This is a genomic window from Collinsella aerofaciens (assembly GCF_032584215.1).
Classification (GTDB): domain Bacteria; phylum Actinomycetota; class Coriobacteriia; order Coriobacteriales; family Coriobacteriaceae; genus Collinsella.
Genome location: NZ_JAWHPN010000009.1, coordinates 1 through 21,106, shown reverse-complemented (window position 1 = coordinate 21,106; position 21,106 = coordinate 1). Strand labels below are relative to the sequence as shown.

At 60.7% G+C, this 21,106-nt stretch carries 19 protein-coding genes; 14 read left to right on the top strand and 5 right to left on the bottom strand.

Annotated features, from left to right (window positions below):
* Position 1 precedes the first annotated feature (1 nt).
* A complete protein-coding gene (locus tag RX395_RS03995; RefSeq protein WP_117786248.1) occupies positions 2-577 on the bottom strand; it encodes a hypothetical protein in 576 nt (191 codons plus the stop codon).
* A gap of 136 nt (positions 578-713) precedes the next feature.
* Between RX395_RS03995 and trxA the strand changes: the two genes are divergently transcribed.
* From trxA to RX395_RS03950, 9 genes are all read left to right on the top strand, one after another.
* Positions 714-1,034: a thioredoxin gene (trxA, locus tag RX395_RS03990; protein WP_022093990.1), complete on the top strand. Its 321-nt coding sequence runs from the start codon at positions 714-716 to the stop codon at positions 1,032-1,034.
* A 231-nt stretch (positions 1,035-1,265) separates the two neighbouring features.
* Positions 1,266-1,514: a hypothetical protein gene (locus tag RX395_RS03985; RefSeq protein WP_006235225.1), complete on the top strand. Its 249-nt coding sequence runs from the start codon at positions 1,266-1,268 to the stop codon at positions 1,512-1,514.
* Between the two features lies 1 nt (position 1,515).
* Entirely contained in the window at positions 1,516-2,028 is a 513-nt protein-coding gene (nikR, locus tag RX395_RS03980) for a nickel-responsive transcriptional regulator NikR (RefSeq protein ID WP_316365630.1), read from the top strand.
* 116 nt (positions 2,029-2,144) lie between these two features.
* Complete coding sequence (gene hypF, locus RX395_RS03975; protein ID WP_316365628.1) at positions 2,145-4,616, top strand: carbamoyltransferase HypF; 2,472 nt, start codon at positions 2,145-2,147, stop codon at positions 4,614-4,616.
* Between the two features lie 134 nt (positions 4,617-4,750).
* Entirely contained in the window at positions 4,751-5,011 is a 261-nt protein-coding gene (locus RX395_RS03970; protein ID WP_006235228.1) for a HypC/HybG/HupF family hydrogenase formation chaperone, read from the top strand.
* Positions 5,011-6,123 carry a hydrogenase formation protein HypD gene (gene hypD / locus RX395_RS03965; RefSeq protein WP_316365626.1) on the top strand — a complete coding sequence of 371 codons (1,113 nt, stop codon included), beginning with the start codon at positions 5,011-5,013 and terminating at the stop codon, positions 6,121-6,123. Before RX395_RS03970 ends, hypD begins: the two co-directional genes overlap by 1 nt.
* 84 nt (positions 6,124-6,207) lie before the next feature.
* Entirely contained in the window at positions 6,208-7,242 is a 1,035-nt protein-coding gene (gene hypE, locus RX395_RS03960) for a hydrogenase expression/formation protein HypE (RefSeq protein WP_316365624.1), read from the top strand.
* 105 nt (positions 7,243-7,347) lie between these two features.
* Complete coding sequence (locus RX395_RS03955) at positions 7,348-7,905, top strand: HAD family hydrolase (RefSeq protein ID WP_316365622.1); 558 nt, start codon at positions 7,348-7,350, stop codon at positions 7,903-7,905.
* Positions 7,817-8,017: an HAD family hydrolase gene (locus tag RX395_RS03950; protein WP_316365620.1), complete on the top strand. Its 201-nt coding sequence runs from the start codon at positions 7,817-7,819 to the stop codon at positions 8,015-8,017. Before RX395_RS03955 ends, RX395_RS03950 begins: the two co-directional genes overlap by 89 nt.
* A gap of 479 nt (positions 8,018-8,496) precedes the next feature.
* On the opposite strand, the gene RX395_RS03945 is transcribed toward RX395_RS03950, so the two are convergent.
* Positions 8,497-9,054, bottom strand: a complete 558-nt coding sequence (locus tag RX395_RS03945) for a hypothetical protein (protein ID WP_035136614.1) — start codon at positions 9,052-9,054, stop codon at positions 8,497-8,499.
* Positions 9,055-9,290: 236 nt separating this feature from the next.
* Positions 9,291-9,827, bottom strand: a complete 537-nt coding sequence (locus RX395_RS03940) for a PTS sugar transporter subunit IIA (RefSeq protein ID WP_035136613.1) — start codon at positions 9,825-9,827, stop codon at positions 9,291-9,293.
* A 577-nt stretch (positions 9,828-10,404) separates the two neighbouring features.
* On the opposite strand from RX395_RS03940, the gene RX395_RS03935 reads away from it, so the two are divergent.
* Positions 10,405-11,577: a Fic family protein gene (locus tag RX395_RS03935; protein ID WP_316365617.1), complete on the top strand. Its 1,173-nt coding sequence runs from the start codon at positions 10,405-10,407 to the stop codon at positions 11,575-11,577.
* Positions 11,578-11,930: 353 nt separating this feature from the next.
* Here the strand turns inward: RX395_RS03935 and pyrE are convergent, their stop codons facing one another.
* Positions 11,931-12,611: an orotate phosphoribosyltransferase gene (pyrE, locus tag RX395_RS03930; RefSeq protein ID WP_148332521.1), complete on the bottom strand. Its 681-nt coding sequence runs from the start codon at positions 12,609-12,611 to the stop codon at positions 11,931-11,933.
* A gap of 436 nt (positions 12,612-13,047) precedes the next feature.
* Here pyrE and mgtA point away from each other — a divergent pair, with 436 nt between their 5' ends.
* The gene (mgtA, locus tag RX395_RS03925; RefSeq protein ID WP_316365615.1) at positions 13,048-15,816 is read left to right on the top strand and encodes a magnesium-translocating P-type ATPase; all 2,769 of its coding nucleotides are present in this window, start codon (positions 13,048-13,050) and stop codon (positions 15,814-15,816) included.
* A 181-nt stretch (positions 15,817-15,997) separates the two neighbouring features.
* On the opposite strand, the gene RX395_RS03920 is transcribed toward mgtA, so the two are convergent.
* Positions 15,998-17,542, bottom strand: coding sequence for a helix-turn-helix transcriptional regulator (locus RX395_RS03920; RefSeq protein WP_316365613.1), 1,545 nt, complete (start codon positions 17,540-17,542; stop codon positions 15,998-16,000).
* Positions 17,543-17,919: 377 nt separating this feature from the next.
* On the opposite strand from RX395_RS03920, the gene RX395_RS03915 reads away from it, so the two are divergent.
* The 3 genes from RX395_RS03915 to RX395_RS03905 all read left to right on the top strand — a co-directional run.
* Positions 17,920-18,657: a DUF4428 domain-containing protein gene (locus RX395_RS03915; protein ID WP_035136607.1), complete on the top strand. Its 738-nt coding sequence runs from the start codon at positions 17,920-17,922 to the stop codon at positions 18,655-18,657.
* Between the two features lie 24 nt (positions 18,658-18,681).
* Complete coding sequence (locus tag RX395_RS03910) at positions 18,682-20,004, top strand: hypothetical protein (RefSeq protein WP_316365611.1); 1,323 nt, start codon at positions 18,682-18,684, stop codon at positions 20,002-20,004.
* Positions 20,005-20,052: 48 nt separating this feature from the next.
* A partial coding sequence (locus tag RX395_RS03905; RefSeq protein WP_316365609.1) for an SPFH domain-containing protein occupies positions 20,053-21,106 on the top strand: 1,054 nt, incomplete at its 3' end.

Sequence of the window (21,106 nt, the reverse complement as noted above, 5' to 3'; positions counted from 1 at the left end):
GCTACAGCGGAGCGGCCGCCGGGGTCAGCTGCTTGATGTAGGCCCACATGCGCTGCTTGGCGGCTTTGTCAGTGAGCGCCGCCTCAAAACCGTCGAGCGCGAGCACGCGGCGACCCTGCACATGGGCGACCAAGCCGGGCTTGAGCATGGCGGTGTCGAAGTCATCGATCGCCACGAGCATATCGGCGTAGGTCTCGCGCATGGCATCGGCCGCGTTGTTGTCGAGCAGTAGCACCGCCTCGGGGTCCAAAGCCTCAAGCGCCTCACGGAACAGCTCGCACGGCAGAGTCTCGCCCACCGCGACCGCTCCGTCACCCACGCCGGCGACGCTTGCCAGCACGCAAAAATCCTCGGGCGCGTAGCCGATGGCCCCAAGCGCCTTGCGCAACGCCGCGCCATCCGGGCCGGCGGCAAGCTCGCCACCCGAACGCTCGGCCTCGTCCAAATCGCCTTTGACCAGCACGATCGGCGAGCACGCGTTGCCCGCGATACGCACGCCACGGACCGCAAGCGATGCGAGCTCCTGCTCGGCCGCCTGGGCGATGGCTTCTTTTTTCTGGCTTTGTGACGTGGACATGCGCTCTCCAATCGTTTGCGTGCCCACCATTATATAAAAGAGCTGCCCGCGAGTGGTTGCTTTGCGGGCGGCTGGGTATAAGCACGGTCGTACTGAGTTTTACGCGGCCGAGCCGCGTCGCATTATGGAGGTCACCATGGCTGACATTAATCAGATTACCCCCGAGAACTTCGATTCCATCGTTAACGACAGCCTGCCCGTGCTGGTCGATTTTTGGGCACCGTGGTGCGGGCCCTGTCGATCCCTCTCGCCCATCGTTGACGAGGTTGCCGATGAGCTGGCGGGCAAGCTCGCCGTTGCCAAGTGCAACGTCGACGACAACCAGGACCTGGCCATGAAGTATGGCGTCATGAGCATCCCCACGCTGATTGTGTTTAAGAACGGCGAGGAGATTGACCGCTCGGTTGGCGCTCTGCCCAAGGCGAGGCTGCAGGCGCTGCTGGAGAAGCATCTGTAATACGCTTGTTACATGTTGCCGTCTGCCTGCCGTCCATGAGCGCTTTTACGCCGCTCGCCGGACTTCTGAATGCACCGAGTGCAACCACGGATAGTATGGTAGTCACAAACAGCCCCCAGTGAACGGGTGCGGGTCGCACAGACTCGTACCCGTTTTCTTATGCAGCTGCGCGCAGAGCGGGCGTAGTAAAATCTGAACCACTGAACTGCCCCATACAAAAGGAGATTTCCCATGCATGATGTTGGAATGAACATGAGCCAGCTTGCCATGAGCGTCAAGCAGGTCGACGACACCATCGAGCTCGCTCACGAGTGGAGCCATCAGCTGCTGCATGCGACCGAGAATTTTGACATGGAGCGCATCGGCGCCAAGCTCGAGGCCGCCATGGCCGCGCTGCACGAGGCCCACGACGCACTCGAGGGCTACGAGGAAGCCATCGAGGCCGACCACAACTCCGTCGGCTCCGTGAAGCTGGTGTAAGGTGGCCGAACACGAGCACAGCTGCGGGTACGAGCACGAGCATCCGCATGGGGCGGACGGTGACGCGGGCTGCCACTGTAGTGGCTCCGGCTCCGAGCTGGTCCGTTTTTCGGTTACCGCACCGGACGACCTGCTGCGCCGTTTTGACGAACAGATCGCGCGCCGCGGCGACGTGGCCAACCGCTCCGAGGCCGTGCGCGACCTGATTCGCGCCTCGATCGCCAAGGAGCAGATGCGCACGCCCGATGAGCATGTTATCGGGTCGCTCACCATGATCTACGACCATCACACCGGCGATCTGACACGCCGCCTGGACGAGGTGCAGCACGACTACACCAACGAGATCGTATCGACCATGCACGTGCATCTGGATCACCACAACTGCTTGGAGATTCTGGCGCTCAAGGGTCGCGGCGAGCGCGTCTACGAACTAGCCGACCGCCTGCTGGGCCTGCGCGGCGTTAAGCACGGCGAGCTCACGTGCGCCGCCACCAAGCAGAGCCTGGGGCTGTAGCGGAATTTCCCGCAGCGCACCTGCCAAAAAGGGACAGGTTTGTTTTGGCAGGTTTACCGTTTTACCTACCAAAATAAACCTGTCCCTTTTTGGTCGGTTTTGATGAGGGGTGTCGCATGCGGCATGTGCATATTCATGTGACGGGCATTGTGCAGGGCGTTGGCATGCGACCGTTTGTGTATCGCGAGGCCATGGCGCATGGCATTTGCGGATGGGTGCTCAATGCGGGCGACGGCGTGCATATCGAGGCGCACGCTTGTGCCGAGGCGGTTGACGGATTTGTCGCTGCGCTTTCTGAGCATGCGCCCGCGGCGGCTCGCGTTGAGCGAGTCGATATTGCGGATTTGGAGCCTGGCGGTTGGAGCACTGCCGATGAGCAGGGCTTTCACATTGTGGCGTCGCAGGACCAGACCGCGCACACCACACTTGTCTCGCCCGATATCGCCACCTGTGACGATTGCCTGCGCGAGTTGTTCGATCCCGCCGACCGACGCTATCACTACCCCTTTATCAACTGCACTAACTGCGGACCGCGCTTTACCATCATCCGCTCGCTGCCTTACGATCGAGCGGCTACCTCGATGGACCGTTTTCCCATGTGCCCCGAGTGTGCCGCGGAGTATGCCAATCCGCTCGACCGGCGTTTTCACGCGCAGCCCGATGCCTGCTTTGATTGCGGGCCGCATATTACGTGGCGTGAGGCTGTGAACGGCGATGCGTGCGGGAATTCGTCCGCGACACCGGCCGTCGGCACCACACGCGAGGCCAGCGACGCCATCATCGAGCGCTGCGTTGAGCTGCTGGCCAGCGGTGGCGTCGTCGCCATCAAGGGCCTGGGCGGATTCCATCTAGCCTGTGATGCTGCCAACGAGCAGGCGGTGGCCGAGTTGCGCCATCGCAAACGCCGCAGTAACAAACCACTTGCCGTCATGGTGCGCAGTCTTGCCGATGCCGGGCGCCTATGCCATATCGACGACGCTGAGCGCGAGCTTCTCGCCGGCAGTATCCGTCCCATTGTGCTGCTGCGCCGACGCACTGTTGGCGAGGGCAACAGCGATTCTCCCGACGCCCTCGTACTCGCACCGCCCGTCGCGCACGACCTGCCCGAGCTTGGCGTTATGCTCCCCTACACCCCGCTTCAGCATCTTCTGCTTGCAGCTGCCGCGTCGCACGGCATGCACGCGCTCGTCATGACCAGCGGCAACCTGAGCGAAGAGCCCATCGAGACCGATGACGATCTTGCCTGGGAACGCCTCGTTGCCGCCGGCATTGCCGACGCGCTGCTCGGCAACGATCGAGCGATTCTCTCGCGCTATGACGATTCCGTGGTGCGCGTGGTTGACGGCGCCGTTATGCCCGTGCGCCGCGCTCGCGGATATGCACCCCAGCCGCTACCGTTGCCGGCGCTCGACCGCGCTCCGTCCTGCGTGCTCGCCTGCGGGCCACAACAAAAGGCCACGATTGCGCTCACGCGTGAAGGGACGAACGGCGAGGCAACCTGTTTTGTGTCGCAGCATATCGGCGATGTTGAAAACGGCGGGACCTTCGATGCCTGGAACGCCGCGCGCACGCGCTTGGAAGATCTCTTTGACTTGGCGCCCGCCGCCTTGGCCTGCGATGTACATCCCAGCTATCTATCGGGCCAGTGGGCGCGCGAGCAGGCGCGAAAATGCAATCTGCCGCTCGTCGAGGTGCAGCACCATCATACGCATATCGCGAGTGTAATGGCCGAGGCCATCGCCGCGGGCCAGCTTACAACCGACGCGCGTGTCCTTGGCATCGCCTTTGACGGCACCGGCGCCGGCACCGATGGGACCATTTGGGGCGGCGAGTTTCTTGTTGCCAGCCTTGGCGGCTTTGAGCGCGCCGCGCATTTGCGCACTTGGGCGCTCCCCGGTGGGGCGGCCTCCGTGCGCGACGCCCGCCGCAACGCCTTTGCCCTGCTCAGTGAGCTCGGCCTGCTCGAGCACCCAGGTGCCGCTCGGCTTTTGGACGGCCTCGACGAGCAAACGCGCAGCGTGACAGCCACCATGATCGAGCGCGGCATCAACAGCCCGCGTACCAGCAGCATGGGGCGTCTCTTTGATGCCGCGGCAGCGATTCTGGGCATCTGCGACAAGGCAACCTACGAGGGCGAACCCGCCATAGAACTCGAAGCCGCCGCCTGGCGCGCGCTCGACAACGAAATCGCCCATTTTCCCGACGACAACGCCGGCTATTTCGCATCTGGCCCATCGTGGCTGGACGGCCCCTATGTTCTGGACCAGAAAGCACTCTTTGAGGCACTTTTGGGAGGAATTGAAGCCGGAGCGCCCGCTAACAGGCTCGCACTCGACTTCCATGTCGCCGTCGCGCGCTCCTCGGCGCGCATCGCCAGCGATATCTGCGTGCACGAGGGTATCGACACCGTCGCGCTCTCGGGCGGCGTGTTCATGAACCGACTTCTGCTTCAGCTCCTCGCCCGCGAGCTCAAAAGCGCAGGCCTTACTGTCCTTGTCCCCCACACCGTACCCGTCAATGACGGCTGCATCGCCTACGGTCAGGCGGCGGTCGCAAGCGCTCGTCTTGCGCAGATTGCATCACAGTAGCTCGCCCTCGCACGCCGCCGCGCCCAGCCGTCTCACAGGCGTAACGCGTTTGCCCGCGAACCCCGCGAGCGCTACCATCAACTGATGGATTATTGAGCGCCCGTCCAGCGCAAAGCGTATAAAAGGGGAACAATATGTGCCTTGCCGTTCCCGGTAAAGTAGTCAAACGCGACGACGACCTCAAGGCCACCGTCGACATGATGGGCATCGAGCGCCCCGTGTCGCTGCGACTCGTGCCGACGGCGCAGGTTGGCGACTATATTCTCGTACACGCCGGCTTTGGCATCCAGATTGTCGACGAGCAGGAAGCACAGGAAACGCTCGAGCTTGTTAATGCCATGTCCGAGCTGGTCGAAGAAGACCAGCTTGCCACCAACCCGGCCGAGGCATACTAGTGGCGGCCGAGCAGCCGGCGCGCTCCGGTATCGACTTCTCGGCATTCCGCGATCCCAAGCTGGCTCGCGAGCTCATCGAGCGCATTCATGAGCTTGTCGGCGACCGCGCCATCAACCTTATGGAAGTCTGCGGCACGCATACCGTGAGCATCGGGCGTTATGGCTTTCGCTCCATTATGCCGGCCGGGCTCAAGCTGCTGAGCGGCCCAGGCTGCCCCGTCTGCGTCACCGCCAACCGCGACATCGACCACGCGATCGCGCTCGCCAACATAGACCGCGCCATCATCACCACCTTTGGCGACATGATGCGCGTGCCCGGATCGTCCACCTCGCTCGCTGCGCAAAAGGCGGCAGGGCGCGATATTCGCATCGTCTATTCCCCGCTCGACGCGCTCGACATTGCCAAGCAAAACCCCGATCGCCCGGTCATTTTTATGGGCGTGGGCTTTGAGACTACGACGCCCACCATCGCCGCCGCCATCTTGGAGGCCGATGCACGCGGACTCCAGAACTTCTCGGTCTACTGCGCCCACAAGACCACGCCGCCGGCGCTGCGCGCCATCGCCAACGATCCCGAGACCACTATCGACGGCTTTATCCTGCCGGGCCACGTCGCCACCATCACGGGCTTAGCCCCCTTTGGCTTTTTGGTCGACGAGTTTAAGACTCCAGGCGTGGTAACGGGATTTGAGCCGGTCGACATCTTGCAGGGCATCTGCATGCTGGTTCAGATGGTTGTTGAGGGGCAACCCGCGATCGACAACGCCTACCGTCGCGGCGTCAATGCCGACGGCAATCTTGTGGCGCGCCAGCTGGTCGAGCAGGTATTTGAGCCGTGCGATACCACGTGGCGCGGGCTGGGATCGATTGCGGCTTCGGGACTCGCCATTCGTCCCGAGTTTTCGCACTTTGATGCCAGCATGCGCTTTGACGTGTCCATCGAGCCGACGGTCGAGCCACGCGGGTGCCGCTGCGGCGACGTGCTGCGCGGGGCCATTACGCCGAGCGACTGCCCCCTGTTCGGCCACGCTTGTACGCCCGAGCATCCCGTCGGCCCCTGCATGGTGAGCTCCGAGGGCAGCTGCGCAGCATATTTCCGCTACCGAGGCTAATAGGCTCCGCCGTTCTAACGAACGGCGGACCAGTCGACGCTGCGCCTCACCCATATAATTCCACCCACGATTGGAGTTTTCGATATGTCCCATAGCGTTACCGATAGCACCGTCCTGCTGGGCCACGGCTCCGGCGGACAGATGATGAAGCGCATCATCGATGAGGTCTTTTTGGATGCCTTTGGGTCGCCCGAGCTGCTCGAAGGCAACGACGCCGGCGTCGCCGCGCTGCCCGCGAGCGGGCGCATCGCCATGTCGACCGACAGCTTTGTAGTCTCGCCGCAGTTCTTCCCCGGTGGCAACATCGGCCGCCTCGCCGTGTGCGGAACCGTCAACGACGTCGCGACCTCGGGCGCCAACGTGCGCTACCTATCGTGCGGCTTTATCCTCGAAGAGGGCTATCCCATGGATAAGCTCCACCAGATTGTGCAGACGATGGCCGAAACGGCGCACGAAGCGGGCGTGTCCATAATCACGGGCGACACTAAGGTGGTCGAGCGCGGCGGGGCCGACGGCGTCTATATCAATACCGCCGGTGTGGGCGAGGTACCCGCGGGCGTGGCGCTCAGCGGCGCAAACTGCCGGCCCGGCGACGTCATCCTGGTGTCGGGCACACTGGGTGACCACGGCATCGCCATCATGAGTCAGCGCGAGGGTCTGGCGTTTTCGAGCACCATCGAAAGCGACGCCGCGCCGCTCAACCACCTGATTGCCGATGTGCTTTCCGCAGCACCCGACACACGCTGCTTCCGCGACCCCACGCGCGGTGGCCTGGCCTCGACGCTCAACGAGTTTGCGCAGGCCAGCGGCGTTGCCATGGAGGTCGACGAGGATGCCGTGCCCGTGCGTCCCGACGTGCAGGCCGCCTGCGAGATGCTCGGCTACGATGTGCTGCAGGTGGCAAACGAGGGCAAGATGGTTGCCGTCGTGCCGGCCGAACAAGCCGATGCGGCGCTGGCCGCCATGCGCGCCGCCCGCTACGGCGAGAACGCCGCGATTATCGGCCGCGTGCTGCCACTTGGATCGGACGCTCGGCCCGCCGTGCGCGTACGTACCGGCTGGGGCTCGACCCGCATCCTCGACATGCTCGTAGGAGAGCGGCTGCCGAGAATTTGCTAACGACAAAAGCTCAGGGCTATTAAAGATATTCAGATTCCAAACATGCCCGGCACGCATGCCCAGTATTATGGGGTGCGTTTTACAACTCAAGCGGCAGGAGCACCCATGGCAGCGGATTATTCCCATGTGATTTTTGATCTGGACGGCACCATCCTCAACACGCTCGAGGACCTGGCAGCCGCCGGCAACCATACCTGCGAGATGCACGGCTGGCCCACGTTTGCCGTTGACGAGTACCGCTACAAGGTGGGAAACGGCATGCTCAAGCTGGTCGAACGCTTTATGCCTGCCGAGTATGCGGGCGACGGTCGCATGTTTGAGCAGACGCTTGCCGAGTTTAGGGCTTATTACGGCGAGCACAAGGAGGACCACACCGCTCCCTATGCCGGCACGACCGAGATGCTCGACCGCCTGCACGCGGCGGGCGTGCAGCTTGCCGTGCTCACCAACAAGGACCACGTCTCGGCGGCTCCGCTTATCGAGAAGTATTTTGGTTCCGAGCGCTTTGCGCTGGTGCAGGGCCGCGTCGATGCGTTTCCCCCCCAAGCCCGAAGCGCCCGTCACACTGCATGTGATGGAGGAGCTAGACGCCGATCCGTCGACCACGCTCTACGTGGGCGATTCCAATGTCGATATCCTGACCGGTCACAACGCCGGCCTTAAGAGTGCAGGCGTCAGCTGGGGCTTCCGCGGCCGCGCAGAGCTGGAAGCCGCCGGCGCCGACTACGTGGTGGACACCCAGGCAGAGCTCGCGGCGCTGATCCTGGGCGAGTAACGAGCGACACTGCTTAACGCAGCTGCGACAATTCTTCCGCGCGGAAAGCGCATCCCGTTTTGAAGCTCCGGAATGGGATGCGCTTTCCGTTTGAGGCGCATCAGGGAAACCGCATCCCGTTTCAGAGCAATATTCCGGGTCGCACTTTCCGCAACCCACCCCATCCGGAAAATGCGACCCACTATTCGGGCAAAAACCGGGTCGCGGTTTCCCAAGCACTCGATGCAACGCTGGCACAAGGAGTGTCCCCAACTGCCGCCTGGTCATTTAAGAACGTCCCCAATGACTACAAGTGCCGCACCATGGCAACGACGCAGGTAGAGGATGGACAGCGAGCGACGTCCAGGACGAACAAGTTGGCATGAAAAAGGCGAGGCATAGACCTTCTGGTCATGCCTCGCCTTTTGAATGACAAATTGTCGTCCTGGGCGGCGCGCAGCGTCGAGCAGTTGCGGCGTTTGGTAAAACGCCGCAACGAACTAGCTCAGCATTGCATCCATCATCTCGGAGTTGACGGAGTCGTCGGCAGACCACTCGCCATCGTCGTTGCAGGTGTACTTGAAGATAACCGTGGTCTTCCTGGGCTCGGTGGCCTTGGTCACATCGACCATAACCTGACCGGCCATCTTGTACAGCTCGTCATCGGAAGGAACCGTGTCAAGCGCAGCGACCTTCTCCTGATACTGGGTGGAGAAGTCCTCGACGATCTTGTTCATAGACTTGCATGTGATAGAGACCTCGGCGGTCGCGACACCCTTGTCCTCGTCGACCGTCACGTCGCCGATCTTGTAGTCAAAGCCCTCGAGATAGGTCTTGGCATACTCCTTGGGATCGATACCCAGCTGCTCGAACTCGTCGCCCGAAGCCTCCTCCAGACCAGAGAGGAAGTCGTCGCCACCGTTCTTGACCTCGTCAAACTGCGTCGTAAGATCCTCGGTGATGAGCTCCTCAACCGAAGGACCTCCACAGCCGGAAAGCACGACCACGCATGCAACCAAGACGGCCATGAGGGGCGCAAGCAGCAGCTTCTTTTTCATGTTGTTCCTCCCAATGAGCGGCACCGCGCTTCCCGGACGCGGCACACGTTGTAATAAGTAAGCCCATACTATCCACTTATGAACACCCTCAGCAACGCGAAGGCGCGGTCGGTTCGTTTTAGCGTCCGAACGGTTTGCAAGCCCGCCCAACGTACAATAAAACGCTTTCCCGCGATGCAATAAAAAAGGTGGCCGGAAAACCCGACCACCCTTGCACATCCTTTGGATGCCGCAGTTTACTTGCGGACGACCTTAACGATGGCGTCACCGGCGGCGACGGCGGACTCAGCCTCAACGGTGAGCTCGACGTCGGCAAACTCGGCGGTGTTGGACACGGCCACGACGACGCAGTCCTTGTAACCGGCAGCGGCGATCTTGGCGCGGTCGATCTTGAGTATGGGCTGGCCAGCCTTCACAACGTCGTCGGCCTTGACGAAGCCCTCGAAGCCGTCACCGTTCATGTTGACGGTATCGACGCCAACGTGCACCAGAACCTCGATGCCGCTATCGGACTGCAGACCCACGGCGTGACCCATGGTGACGGTCACCTTACCGTCGCAGGGAGCGTAGACCAGATCGTCCTCGGGCCACACGGCACAGCCCTTGCCCAGAACCTCGCCACCAAAGACGGGATCGGGCACGTCGGCCATCTTGATGACCTTGCCCTTGACGGGCGAGCACAGCACGTCGGCGCCGGCAGAAGCAGAGATGGAGGCCGGAGCAGCGGCAGCCGCGGGCTCAGCCTTCTTCTTGAACATATCAAACAGACCCATACGTTTTCTCCTCTTGATTAAGCGCAACGTTGTGCGCATGCCTACGGTAATTATAGTGCCAAATGGTTCAAATGCTAAGGTGGGGACTCGAATCGCGAGCCCTTCCCGGTAGCGCTCGTGGAATGAGCGTCTCCTTTGCATCGCGGTTCGATAAGCCGAGTATCGCCCACGCGCGGGACAGGCAGAAGCGGGCGCGCCAAACCCGACACTTCTTTTCGCGCCCACGGACCGCCGCCGCCCCGTCCCTGACACTTCCTGATACCGACCGAAACGTGCCAAAATAAACCCGTCCCTTTTTGGTAGGTTTGGCGAGTGTGGATTTTCGGACGCTTAACTAACGAGCGTGGATAATCTCCCACTTTGAGGCCGTCACCGAGCCAAAAACGGGAGATTATCCGCTCTCATTTTGGATAACCCCCCTTGTACCAAGCCGAGCTCCATGGTCAAGTAATAACGACTTCTCATCATTAGATTGTTTACATCAATTCTAATAACTATTTAATCCTTAAACTCGTTATTAGAATTGATATGATTGGCCTAATAACGAGTTTCCGGCACTAAAGATATGGAGGGCGCGATGCAAATCGAGGAGAACGGCCAGGGAACGCTCCGCAATAATCTATCGGGGAAATTGGCTTACTATTCGTTTTTTCCAACGCCCTTGCAATCATTGAGGCAGCTAAACCTCACCGAGGAAACCTATCGCACGCTTTCCGCATGCTCACGAAAGCTTGGAGAGCTTGAAGGCATGCTCTACTTTGTTCCCAACGCCGACATGTATCTGACAATGTACGTGCGCAAAGAAGCACTCCTTTCTTCGCAAATTGAGGGAACCCAGTGCACGCTTGACGACCTACTTAGTCCATCGCAAACACAACTCCATCATAAAGATGTCGCAGACGTCGTGAATTACGTCCGTGCTGTCGACCGCGGCGTAGAACTGCTCAAAAAGATGCCCTTGTGCACGAGACTTCTTAGGCAAGTTCATGCGGTCCTGCTGGACGGAGTGCGCGGAACGGAGAAGAATCCAGGCGAGCTGCGCTCCTCACAAAACTGGATTGGCCCCTCAGGCTGCACCATTGCAACCGCATCGTTTGTCCCTCCAAACATTGAAGATTTGAGTAACACGCTCCAGGACCTCGAACGCTTTATCAATGAGCCTCAAGTCGAAATGGATCCGATTGTGCGGGCGGCGCTCGTCCATTACCAATTTGAAACTGCCCATCCATTCCTAGACGGAAACGGTCGCCTGGGCAGGCTTCTCATTACACTTATGCTCATCAATGATGGCGTTCTTCATTCTTGCTTGTTCTATCCATCGTTCCAGTTCAAGAAAAATCGAAGCGAGTACTACCGGCAACTCACATCCGTAAGGGAGAGAGGCACTTACGAGGAATGGATAGAGTTTTTCTGCAACAGTCTTCTCGAAAGTGCGAAGGACTCGGTAGGGTCTTTAAAAAACCTTGTTGACCTCCATAACCGTTCCACAGCAACCATTACCGAAAATCTCGGAAGGACTGCTGCAAACGGGCAAAGGCTGTTGGGCATTCTTGAAGAGCACCCCATCGTCGACACCGCATTCATCGCTGCCCAACTCGATATCGGCAGGAGTACCGCGAGCTCGCTCGTCAAATCATTTGAAGAATTGGGTATCCTCCGTCCGCTCGACGAGTCAAGACAGAGATACCGGCAGTACGGGTATGAAGAGTATCTTTCGATTCTCAGGGAAGACGCCGAGCCGATTAGATAGGCATCGCAGCCCAGGCAAATTAAAGCGAGCGCGGATAATCTCCCACTTTGAGCCTGCACACAGGCCAAAAACGGGAGATTATCCACGCTCATTCCTGAGTAGTCATTTATGAACGTCCCCAATGACTAGTCCGGCAACGCCGATGCCTTGGCAACGGCAGCGAACGGGCCGCATTCGGAGCAAGACGACGCCGCAGGTAGAGAACGGACAGCGAGCGGGTCGCATTTGAGACAAGGTGACGTGAAACGAAAGGGCGCTGACCTTCTGGTCGCGCCCTTGAAGTTGAACGTCAGATTGTCCAAATGCGGCCCGCGCAGCGTCGAGCAGTTACGGCGTTTGGTAAAACGCCGTAACTAACGTGCTCCGTACTGCTCGTAGTAGGCGTCGATGGCGGTCTTGAGCTCGTCGTCGATGACAACCTTGCCGTCGATCTCGTGGTTGTAGAGGGTCTCGACGACCTCGGCCATGGAGACGATGCTCGCGACGGGGAAACCGTACTTGGCCTCGATCTCCTTCTGCGCGGTGGTCACACCGCCCTTGCCGACCTCCATGCGGTTGAGGGACACGATCAGGCCCTTGATCTCGACATCGGCAGCAGCCTTGACCTTGGGATAGGTCTCGTCGATGGACTTGCCGCTGGTGGTAACGTCCTCGACCATGACCACACGGTCGCCGTCCTTGGGCTCATAACCCAACAGGTTGCCCTTATCGGCACCGTGGTCCTTGGCCTCCTTGCGGTCGCAGCAGTACTTGACCTCCTTGCCGTACAGCTCGTGGTAGGCAATTGCGGTCACGACGGCCAGCGGAATACCCTTGTAGGCCGGTCCAAACAGCACATCAAAGTCGTCGCCAAAGTTATCGTGGATGGCCTGGGCGTAATACTCGCCCAGCTTCTTGAGCTGATAGCCCGTCACGTAAGCGCCGGCGTTCATAAAGAACGGGGACTGACGGCCGCTCTTGAGCGTAAAGCTGCCGAACTTAAGGACGTCGGACTCGACCATAAACTTGATGAACTCTTGCTTGTAAGCCTCCATGCGGGCTCCTCTCGTAATCGCGTACGTGCCTTCCAGTTTAGCGCAGGCGAAGCGTCGATGCGGGCGCGCTTTGGGGCCACGGCATTCTGTAAAGGCTTTGTCAGGGGGAATGGTTTTCCGAACAATGGGGTTGACATGTCAAACCCCCTCATCAAGAATACGGGCGGATTAAAAAGGGGTACGAGATACCCAAAGTGCGCTGCGCTCAGCCTTTAGGAGGTGTGCCATGGAAGGCAGTCCTAGTCGAAAAACCTGCATGTCGCCCTCGGCACGCCGCGAGGACTCCGCACACGCATAAACGCCACCGGCAGATCGCCAAAACCACCGCAAAGCGCGCTGCACCCTTTGTGGGCTCAAGAGCTTGACGTGAGCGACATCTAGGTTTTTTGAAGCAAATACGACACGTACGCTAACTCCCCTCAACAAGGAGGACCCTATGCTGATGCTCAAAACCGTCACGGTACTCGAAGCCATCTCCAAGCGCCGCCGCACGGCGCGCCCTGCCGCTCATACCGGCCTGTCCAAGAACACCATATTCGCCGCCACCCATAGTGCCGAGGACGCCCTCGTACTGCTTGACGCCACGGCAAACGGCCTCACCGTCGAGCAGGCAACTGAGCGCCTGAACGCCGTCGGCCCCAACACCATCGAGGCAACGACCAAAACGCTCGCCCGCCGCATCGCCGACGCGTTCATCGATCCCTTCGCCGGCATCCTCGCCGCGCTCGCACTGGTCTCGCTCTACATCGACGTGCTCGCCGCACCCGAGCCGCAGCGCGACCCCTCCACGGTCATCGTCATCGGCATCATGCTGCTGGTATCGGGCGGCATGAAGTTTATCCAGGAAGCCCGCAGCGGCAATGCGGCCGAAGCCCTCAAGGACCTGGTCTCCAACACTTGCACCGCCCTGCGCGACGGCGAGCGCATCGAGATCCCCTTCGACGAGCTCGTCCCCGGCGATGTAATCCGTCTCTCTGCCGGCGATATGGTGCCGGCAGATGCCCGCATCATCACCGCGCGCGACCTGTTTGTGATCGAGTCCGCACTCACCGGCGAGAGCGAGGCCGTCGAGAAGACCACCGCCGTCACCGTCGTCGAGGGCGCCGACGGCTCCGCACTGCCACTCTCTGCCTGCAAGAACATCGTCTTTACCGGCACCTCCGTGCAAAACGGCGCCGCCATGGCGCTTGTCGTTGCCACCGGCTCGGACACCTACCTGGGCGGCATCGCCAAGATGCTCAACGGGCGCGGCGAAAAGAGCGCGTTTGACCGCGGCGTCTCGAGCGTCTCCATGCTGCTGGTGCGCCTGATGCTCGTTATGGCGCCGGCCGTCTTTGCCATCAACGCCGCCACCAAGGGCAACGTCATCGACGCGCTGCTGTTCGCCACGAGCGTGGCCGTGGGCATCACGCCGCAGATGCTTCCCGTCATCGTGACCACGAGCCTGTCGCAGGGCGCCAAGGACCTCGCCCGTCGCCAGGTTATCGTCAAGGAGCTGCCGGCGATTCAAAACCTCGGAGCGATGGACGTCCTGTGCTGCGACAAGACCGGCACCCTCACCGAAGACCGCATCGTGCTCGAGCGCTACCTCAACACCGATGGCAACGAGGACGCGCGCGTGCTGCGCCATGCGTTTTTGAACAGCTTCTTCCAGACCGGCCTCAAAAATCTTATCGACCTGGCCGTAATCGACCGTGCCGATGTGACACCCTCGACCGTCGCACCCGATTCCATGCTGGGCCAGAGCCTGCGCGACCGCTACACCAAGGTCGACGAGGTTCCCTTCGATTTCTCGCGCCGTCGCCTGAGCGTAGTTGTCGCCGACGCCCAAGGCAAAACCCAGATGGTTACCAAGGGCGCTGCCGAGGAAATGCTCGAGATCTGCTCCTTTGTCGAGATCGATGGCATCGCTCAGCCGCTCACCGACGAGAAGCTCGCCCAGATTCGCAAGCAGATCGCCGGACTTAACGCCGAGGGCCTACGCGTAATTGCCGTGGCGCAGAAGACCAATCCGCGCTGCGTGGGCGAGTTTGGCATCGCCGACGAGTGCGACATGGTGCTGATGGGCTTTTTGGCCTTCCTCGATCCGCCCAAAGCAAGTGCCGCGGGCGCCGTCGCCACCCTCGAGGCCAAGGGCGTGGCGGTCAAGGTCCTAACCGGCGACAACGACCGCGTCGCCGCCACCGTCTGCGAGCAGATTGGTATCGATGCGAGCAACGTCTTGCTCGGCTCCGAGATCGATGCGCTCGATGACGCCGAACTTGCCAAGCGCGCCGAGAAAACCCACCTCTTCGCCAAGCTCTCGCCGCTGCAGAAGGCGCGCCTGGTACGTGTCATGCGCGAGATGCTCGGCCACACCGTGGGCTTTATGGGCGACGGCATCAACGACGCCGCCGCCATGCGTGCGAGCGATTGCGGCATCTCGGTCGATTCGGCCGTCGATATTGCCAAGGAATCCGCCGATATCATCTTGCTTCAGAAGGACCTGGGCGTGCTCGAGCGCGGCATCATCGAAGGCCGCCGCACTTACGGCAACCTGCTCAAGTACCTCAAGACCACGGTGAGCTCCAACTTTGGCAATGTGCTGTCCGTGACCGTCGCGAGCCTGTTCTTGCCGTTTTTGCCCATGAGCGCCCTGCAGCTGGTACTGCTGTCGCTGGTCTACGAGATCGTGTGCATCGCACTGCCGTGGGACACCGTCGATGACGCCTGGACTGCCCGCCCGCGTGCCTGGGACGCCGCGTCCATCAAGGGCTTTATGCTCGAGCTGGGCCCCGTGAGCTCGCTGTTTGACATCGTGACCTTCGCCGCGCTCTTCTTTGTCGTGTGCCCCGCCGCCGTGGACGCAAGCTGGTCCGAGCTTGCCGCCGCGGGCGACGTCGCGGGTATGGCGACCTTTGCTGCGCTCTTCCAGAGCGGCTGGTTTGTCGAGTCCATGTGGTCGCAGACACTCGTGGTCCACATGTTGCGCTCCCCGCATCTGCCGAGCCCGCGCGACCGCGCCGCGCCCGCATTGTGCGTTCTTACCGTGCTGGGCCTGGCGCTCGTCACCTGGCTGCCGGCAAGCCCCATCGCCGATGTGCTCGGCCTCATGCCGCTGCCCACGAGCTTTTTTGGGCTGCTCATTGGCATCGTTACCGCCTATATCGCGCTCACCCAGCTGGCAAAGTGCCGCTACATTGCCCGCCACGGCGAGCTGCTGTAGCAAGTAGACGGAAAACACCCTGCCAGCTGCCGTTGCCACTACCACAGCTGCCAACGCCGCTGCCGCTGCCTCTGCCGCCGCCGCAGTCTATCCCCCCAGCAGTTGCGGTGAAATAGTTCCTGTTTAAAGCCCCGTGACTTTAATTTAGGGACTATTCCACCGCAACTTATTGGGAGATTAGCTAGTCCTTGGGTGTCCAGGACCAGAAGAAGTTGATAAGGGCCACACGCGAGGCGGTACCGGCCTTTTTGTTGATCGAGGAAATGTGGCGATAGAGCGTGGAGCGCGAAAGGGAGAGCGTTGTGGCGATGTCCTGAACGCTCTGGTCCGAAACGACCAAGACCTCAAGAATATCGCGCTCGCGCTCTGTAAGCCCAAAGGTGGCGACGAAAGCATCGAGGCGTTCATCGGACGTGAGCTCCGCTGCCTCCACGGGCTCGGGGTCGGAGCATGTGGGCGCAAGATCCCCACCAAGATCGTCGGTGGCAAGCGGCGGTCCGTCCCGCATCGCGGCATCATCGGCTCGTTGCCCCAACTGCCCCAGCAGCGTAATCGCAATGCCCACAAACATCACGAGCGCCGCACCGACCGCAGCCAGCACATTTTGACTCGAGATAATCGCCACTGCCGGCGCCGTCACGAACATCGAGCACACGTTGTTGACGACGCGACCCATGCACGGCCAAAAATATGACCAGCGCGCATAGAGCGAGACGGCGGCATATTTTGTGGTAAAGAACACCACGAAAAAGCCCGAGCCCAGATAAAAGATGATCGTGGCAGCAAGCTCGTTGCCGCCATTGCCATCGACGATGAGCACAAAGAACGAAAGCGTGGACAGTATGGCGGCACACGTCATGCCGATATTCATATACGAGCGGCCGTGCAGGTCAAATAGTGCGCCAGCGACCAACGAGCTCACGACAAGCAGCAGGCGCGGCCAATCGCCCAAATCGACGGCTCCGACAGCATGCAGGGTCGTGAAGCCCGCGTTGAGAGCGGCGAATACGCTGGAAAGATACGCCGTCGCCACGGTCAGGCGAACTACGGCGCGACGGAATGCCGCCTTTGCCTCGGGATCGTCATGCCACTTGGCGCCATATTCCAGAGCATCTACCGAAAGCCCGGCAGCACTGGGTTCAAAGTTGGGATCGGACTCGTCGCGCAGCTTGGCGCGTCGGGCACCGTGGAGCAACGCCACCTGCGCGATCGCGCAGACGACCAGAACAGCCTGCTGAGGAATGCCGGCAGGCATCACCATGTGGTTGAGCACCTGCACCAGAACGCCCATGGCGTAGGAAAGTGCAGCCGCACGCGCCAAGCAGGGCGTCCGTGCAAAGCGCCGCGCAAAGTTTGCATGGGCAGTCGATCCGCAGTAGCCCAGCGCGCAGCACGCCACCAAACCGCCGGCAATTACCACCTCAACCTGAACCGCCATAATCAACAGCAGCAATGCCGCCACCAGCAAAACGCCCGTAACGTCACTCGTTGCTTCAATGGCATGGGGACGACGATAGTACAGAATAGGACGCACAAAAAAGCCAATCACGCTCGCGCCGATAACAAGGCTCTCATAAATAACAACCTCGTCCGGAGACACGAACTCGGCCATGCGCGCATCAAAAAGATACTCGCACGCCAAAAACGTGAAGAAGAACAGCGCCAGGCATATAATCTCCCGAATGCCCCGACGCAGATATGCGGTTGTGTCTCCCATGTCCCTCATGGTTAACCCCCAGCTGCTCAATTGTCTGGAAAACTATTTTAATAAAGAACCAGTCTCAATATCGAAGCCGAGCTCGAAATGCTGCAAATTTGACCCCAGGCGTCCACATCACGCCGCGGTTTTGAGCCTCATGGACCAGAAGGGACACGCGCGGCCTCAAGCTCGGCAAGGAGTGTCTCCAACTACCACTCATTTAAGTACGTCCCCAATGAGTGCCCAATGACTACCCGCAGCAAGGAGTGTCCCTATGTGTCGGATGAAAAATGGGCCATGTGTCCCAGTTGTGGAGACTCCTTGAGCCGTCTGGGTATCGCGAAGGATCGCGCACTCCCCCATCATCAAAAGTGACACACGCTACCAGTTGATGGGAGGCAGCCATGGGCTTCTTTGACAAGATGTTCGAGAAGAAAGAGTGCGCGATTTGCGGTACCGAGCTGGGACTTCTAGGTAAGACAAAAATCAATGAAGGCTACCTGTGCAAAGAGTGCGCCGGCAAGCTCTCCCCCTACTTTCACGGCTATCGCTCCAGCACCGCGGACGACATCCGTGAGCAACTCGCCTACCGCGAGGCCAACGCCGAACGCCTGTCTTCGTTCAACCCCACGCGCACGCTTTCTGCCGGGCGCACCAATATTATGCTCGATGAGGACGCGGGCCTGCTGATCATCACTTCGCAGAGCCGCTGGCGCGACGCCAATCCCGACATCATCGAGTTCTCGCAGGTACTCGGCTGCGATATGGATATCGACGAGCATCGCACCGAGATCTATCGTGAGACCAAGGACGGCGAGCGCGAGAGCTACAACCCGCCGCGCTACGACCTGGATTACGACTTTAATCTGACCATCCACGTCAACACGCCGTACTTTACCGAGATCAACCTGCGCGTGAACGACTCCACCATCGATCAGCGCGGCTCCATCGAATACCGCGAGGCCAAGCGCCAGGCAACCGAGGTCCGCGACGCGCTGGTGCAGCTGCGCCAGGAGACGCGCGACAGCGTCGTGGCCGCCAAGGCCCCCAAGACCGCGGTGACCTGCCCCTTCTGCGGAGCCACCACCATTCCCGATGCCAGTGGGCGCTGCGAATACTGCGGCGGCGCCATCGGCGCATAGCCTCCGGCAGCGAAAGGACCGATCATGGCCTTCGAGAGCGTTAACTATCAGTGCCCTGCCTGCGGTGGCCCCTTGCATTTTGCCAGCGCCGAGCAAAAGCTCGTCTGCGACTACTGTGACTCGCGCTTTGAAGTCGAAGAAGTCGAGGCCCTCTATCGCGAGCGCCAGGACAAGGCAGATGCCAAAGCCGATGCCGCAGCCGCGGCCCCCAAGCCTGCTGTCGACGATGCCGTGCAGGAGCTGGCCCAAAACGCCGGCTACATCTGCTCGTCGTGCGGCGCCGAGCTCGTGTCCGACGGCACCGTCGCCGTCACCACCTGCCCGTACTGCGGTAACTCCGCCGTGGCGCCCGGCCAGCTCTCTGGCGACTTCTCGCCCGACCTGGTGATTCCGTTTAAGCTCGGGCGCGATGACGTCACGGCCGCACTCAAGGAACACTACAAGGGCAAGATCTTGCTGCCCAAGAGCTTTGTCACCGGCAACCACATCGACGAGGTCCAAGGTGTCTACGTGCCGTTTTGGCTCTACGGCGCCCGCGTTGACGGCGAAGTGTACTTTGACGCGACCAACGAGACCGTGACCGAGGAATCCGACCGCACCGTCACGACCACCGACCACTACGATGCCTATCGCAAGGGCAATATCTCGTTTAAGCGCGTGCCCGTCGACGGATCGTCCAAGATGCCCGACGGCCACATGGATGCCATCGAGCCGTTTGACTACGACGCGCTGCGCCCGTTCTCGGTCGCATATATGCCCGGCTACATCGCCAACCGTTACGACGAGGACTGCGAGACCTGCAAGGCGCGCGCCGAACGCCGTATGGAAGAAAGCACAATCTCGGCCCTGCGCGAGACCGTCGTCGACGAATACGACGATGCCACGGTCGAAAGCAAGCAGCTCGACTACACCTGGGAAGACAGCGACTACGCCCTGTTCCCCGTCTGGATGCTCTCCACCTCGTGGAACGGCAAGAGCTACCTGTTTGCCATGAACGGCCAGACCGGCCGCTTGGTCGGCGAGCTCCCCTGCTCCAAGCCCAAGCTCGCCATCGCCTCGGTGCTGTTCTTCGTGATCGGATTTATCCTCTCCCAGATTCTCTTTATGGGGGAATACGCCTTCGATCCGGATTACCTCACCTTTGATATCGAGGGCATCCTCATCAACGTCATCGCGCCGCTGATCATCGTGATTATCGGAGACGTGCTACTGGTAGGCCAGCTCAAGACGGCCAACGAAGCAGCCCATGCCGATGAGTATTGTGGTGAGCTCGACCTGACCGAGAAGCACGACACCTTCAGCCACACCGAGACCACCGTTGTCATGAAAGACGACAAGGACGACTAAGCAATCCAACCAATACCACCCAGCCTTTGACGAGAAAGGAAGATCACCATGGGACTCTTGAAAGCTGGATTGGGAGCTGCCGGCGGCGTCATGGCCGACCAGTGGAAGGAATTTATCTACTGCGAATCGATGCCTGCCGACGTCTTGGCCTGCAAGGGCAGCAAACGTACCGGTGGCCGCAGCTCCAACACGCGCGGCGAGGACAACGTCATCTCCAACGGCTCGGTCATCGCCGTCAACGACGGCCAGGGCATGCTCGTGGTGCAAAACGGCAAGATCATCGAAGTCGCGCTGGAGCCCGGTGAGTTCGTCTTCGATACCGGCAGTGAGCCGAGCGTCTTTAGCGGCAACCTGGGCGATTCCATCAAGGAGACCTTCGCCAATATCGGCAGCCGCTTTACCTTTGGCGGCGACGCGGGCAAGGACCAGCGCGTCTACTTCATCAACACCAAGGAGATCATCGGCAACAAGTACGGCACCGCCTCGCCCGTGCCCTTCCGCGTGGTCGATAACAACATTGGCCTAGACGTCGACATCTCCGTGCGCTGCAACGGCGAGTATTCGTACCGCATCACCAACCCGCTGCTGTTCTACACCAACGTATGCGGCAACGTGACCGATAGTTATACGCGCGACAAGATCGACAGCCAGCTTAAGTCCGAGCTGCTCACCGCCCTGCAGCCCGCCTTTGCCAAGATCTCGGAGATGGGCATCCGCTACAGCGCCATCCCCGGCCACACCACCGAGCTCGCCCGCGCGCTCAACGAGGTCCTCTCTGCCGACTGGCGTGACCTGCGCGGCGTCGAGATCGTGAGCTTTGGCGTTAACTCCATCGCCGCCTCGCAAGAGGACGAGCAGATGATCAAGGACCTGCAGAAGGCCGCGGTTATGCGCGATCCCACCATGGCAGCAGCCAACATCGCCAGCGCCCAGAGCGACGCGATGCGCGCGGCGGCCGCTAACCCCAACGGCGCAATGGCCGGCTTTATGGGCATGGGCATGGCAGGTGGCATGGGCGGCATGAATGCCAGCCAGCTGTTCGCCGCCGGCCAGGCACAGCAGCAGGCCGCCCCGCAGCCGGCTCCGGCGCCCGCCCCCGCAC

Bases quoted from the DNA above. Each gene is read 5' to 3' on its own strand.
- RX395_RS03995 (WP_117786248.1), bottom strand. From the start codon at position 577: ATGTCCACGTCACAAAGCCAGAAAAAAGAAGCCATCGCCCAGGCGGCC.
- trxA (WP_022093990.1), top strand. From the start codon at position 714: ATGGCTGACATTAATCAGATTACCCCCGAGAACTTCGATTCCATCGTT.
- RX395_RS03985 (WP_006235225.1), top strand. From the start codon at position 1,266: ATGCATGATGTTGGAATGAACATGAGCCAGCTTGCCATGAGCGTCAAG.
- hypF (WP_316365628.1), top strand. From the start codon at position 2,145: ATGCGGCATGTGCATATTCATGTGACGGGCATTGTGCAGGGCGTTGGC.
- RX395_RS03970 (WP_006235228.1), top strand. From the start codon at position 4,751: ATGTGCCTTGCCGTTCCCGGTAAAGTAGTCAAACGCGACGACGACCTC.
- hypE (WP_316365624.1), top strand. From the start codon at position 6,208: ATGTCCCATAGCGTTACCGATAGCACCGTCCTGCTGGGCCACGGCTCC.
- RX395_RS03955 (WP_316365622.1), top strand. From the start codon at position 7,348: ATGGCAGCGGATTATTCCCATGTGATTTTTGATCTGGACGGCACCATC.
- RX395_RS03950 (WP_316365620.1), top strand. From the start codon at position 7,817: ATGGAGGAGCTAGACGCCGATCCGTCGACCACGCTCTACGTGGGCGAT.
- RX395_RS03945 (WP_035136614.1), bottom strand. From the start codon at position 9,054: ATGAAAAAGAAGCTGCTGCTTGCGCCCCTCATGGCCGTCTTGGTTGCA.
- RX395_RS03940 (WP_035136613.1), bottom strand. From the start codon at position 9,827: ATGGGTCTGTTTGATATGTTCAAGAAGAAGGCTGAGCCCGCGGCTGCC.
- RX395_RS03935 (WP_316365617.1), top strand. From the start codon at position 10,405: ATGCAAATCGAGGAGAACGGCCAGGGAACGCTCCGCAATAATCTATCG.
- pyrE (WP_148332521.1), bottom strand. From the start codon at position 12,611: ATGGAGGCTTACAAGCAAGAGTTCATCAAGTTTATGGTCGAGTCCGAC.
- mgtA (WP_316365615.1), top strand. From the start codon at position 13,048: ATGCTGATGCTCAAAACCGTCACGGTACTCGAAGCCATCTCCAAGCGC.
- RX395_RS03920 (WP_316365613.1), bottom strand. From the start codon at position 17,542: ATGAGGGACATGGGAGACACAACCGCATATCTGCGTCGGGGCATTCGG.
- RX395_RS03915 (WP_035136607.1), top strand. From the start codon at position 17,920: ATGGGCTTCTTTGACAAGATGTTCGAGAAGAAAGAGTGCGCGATTTGC.
- RX395_RS03910 (WP_316365611.1), top strand. From the start codon at position 18,682: ATGGCCTTCGAGAGCGTTAACTATCAGTGCCCTGCCTGCGGTGGCCCC.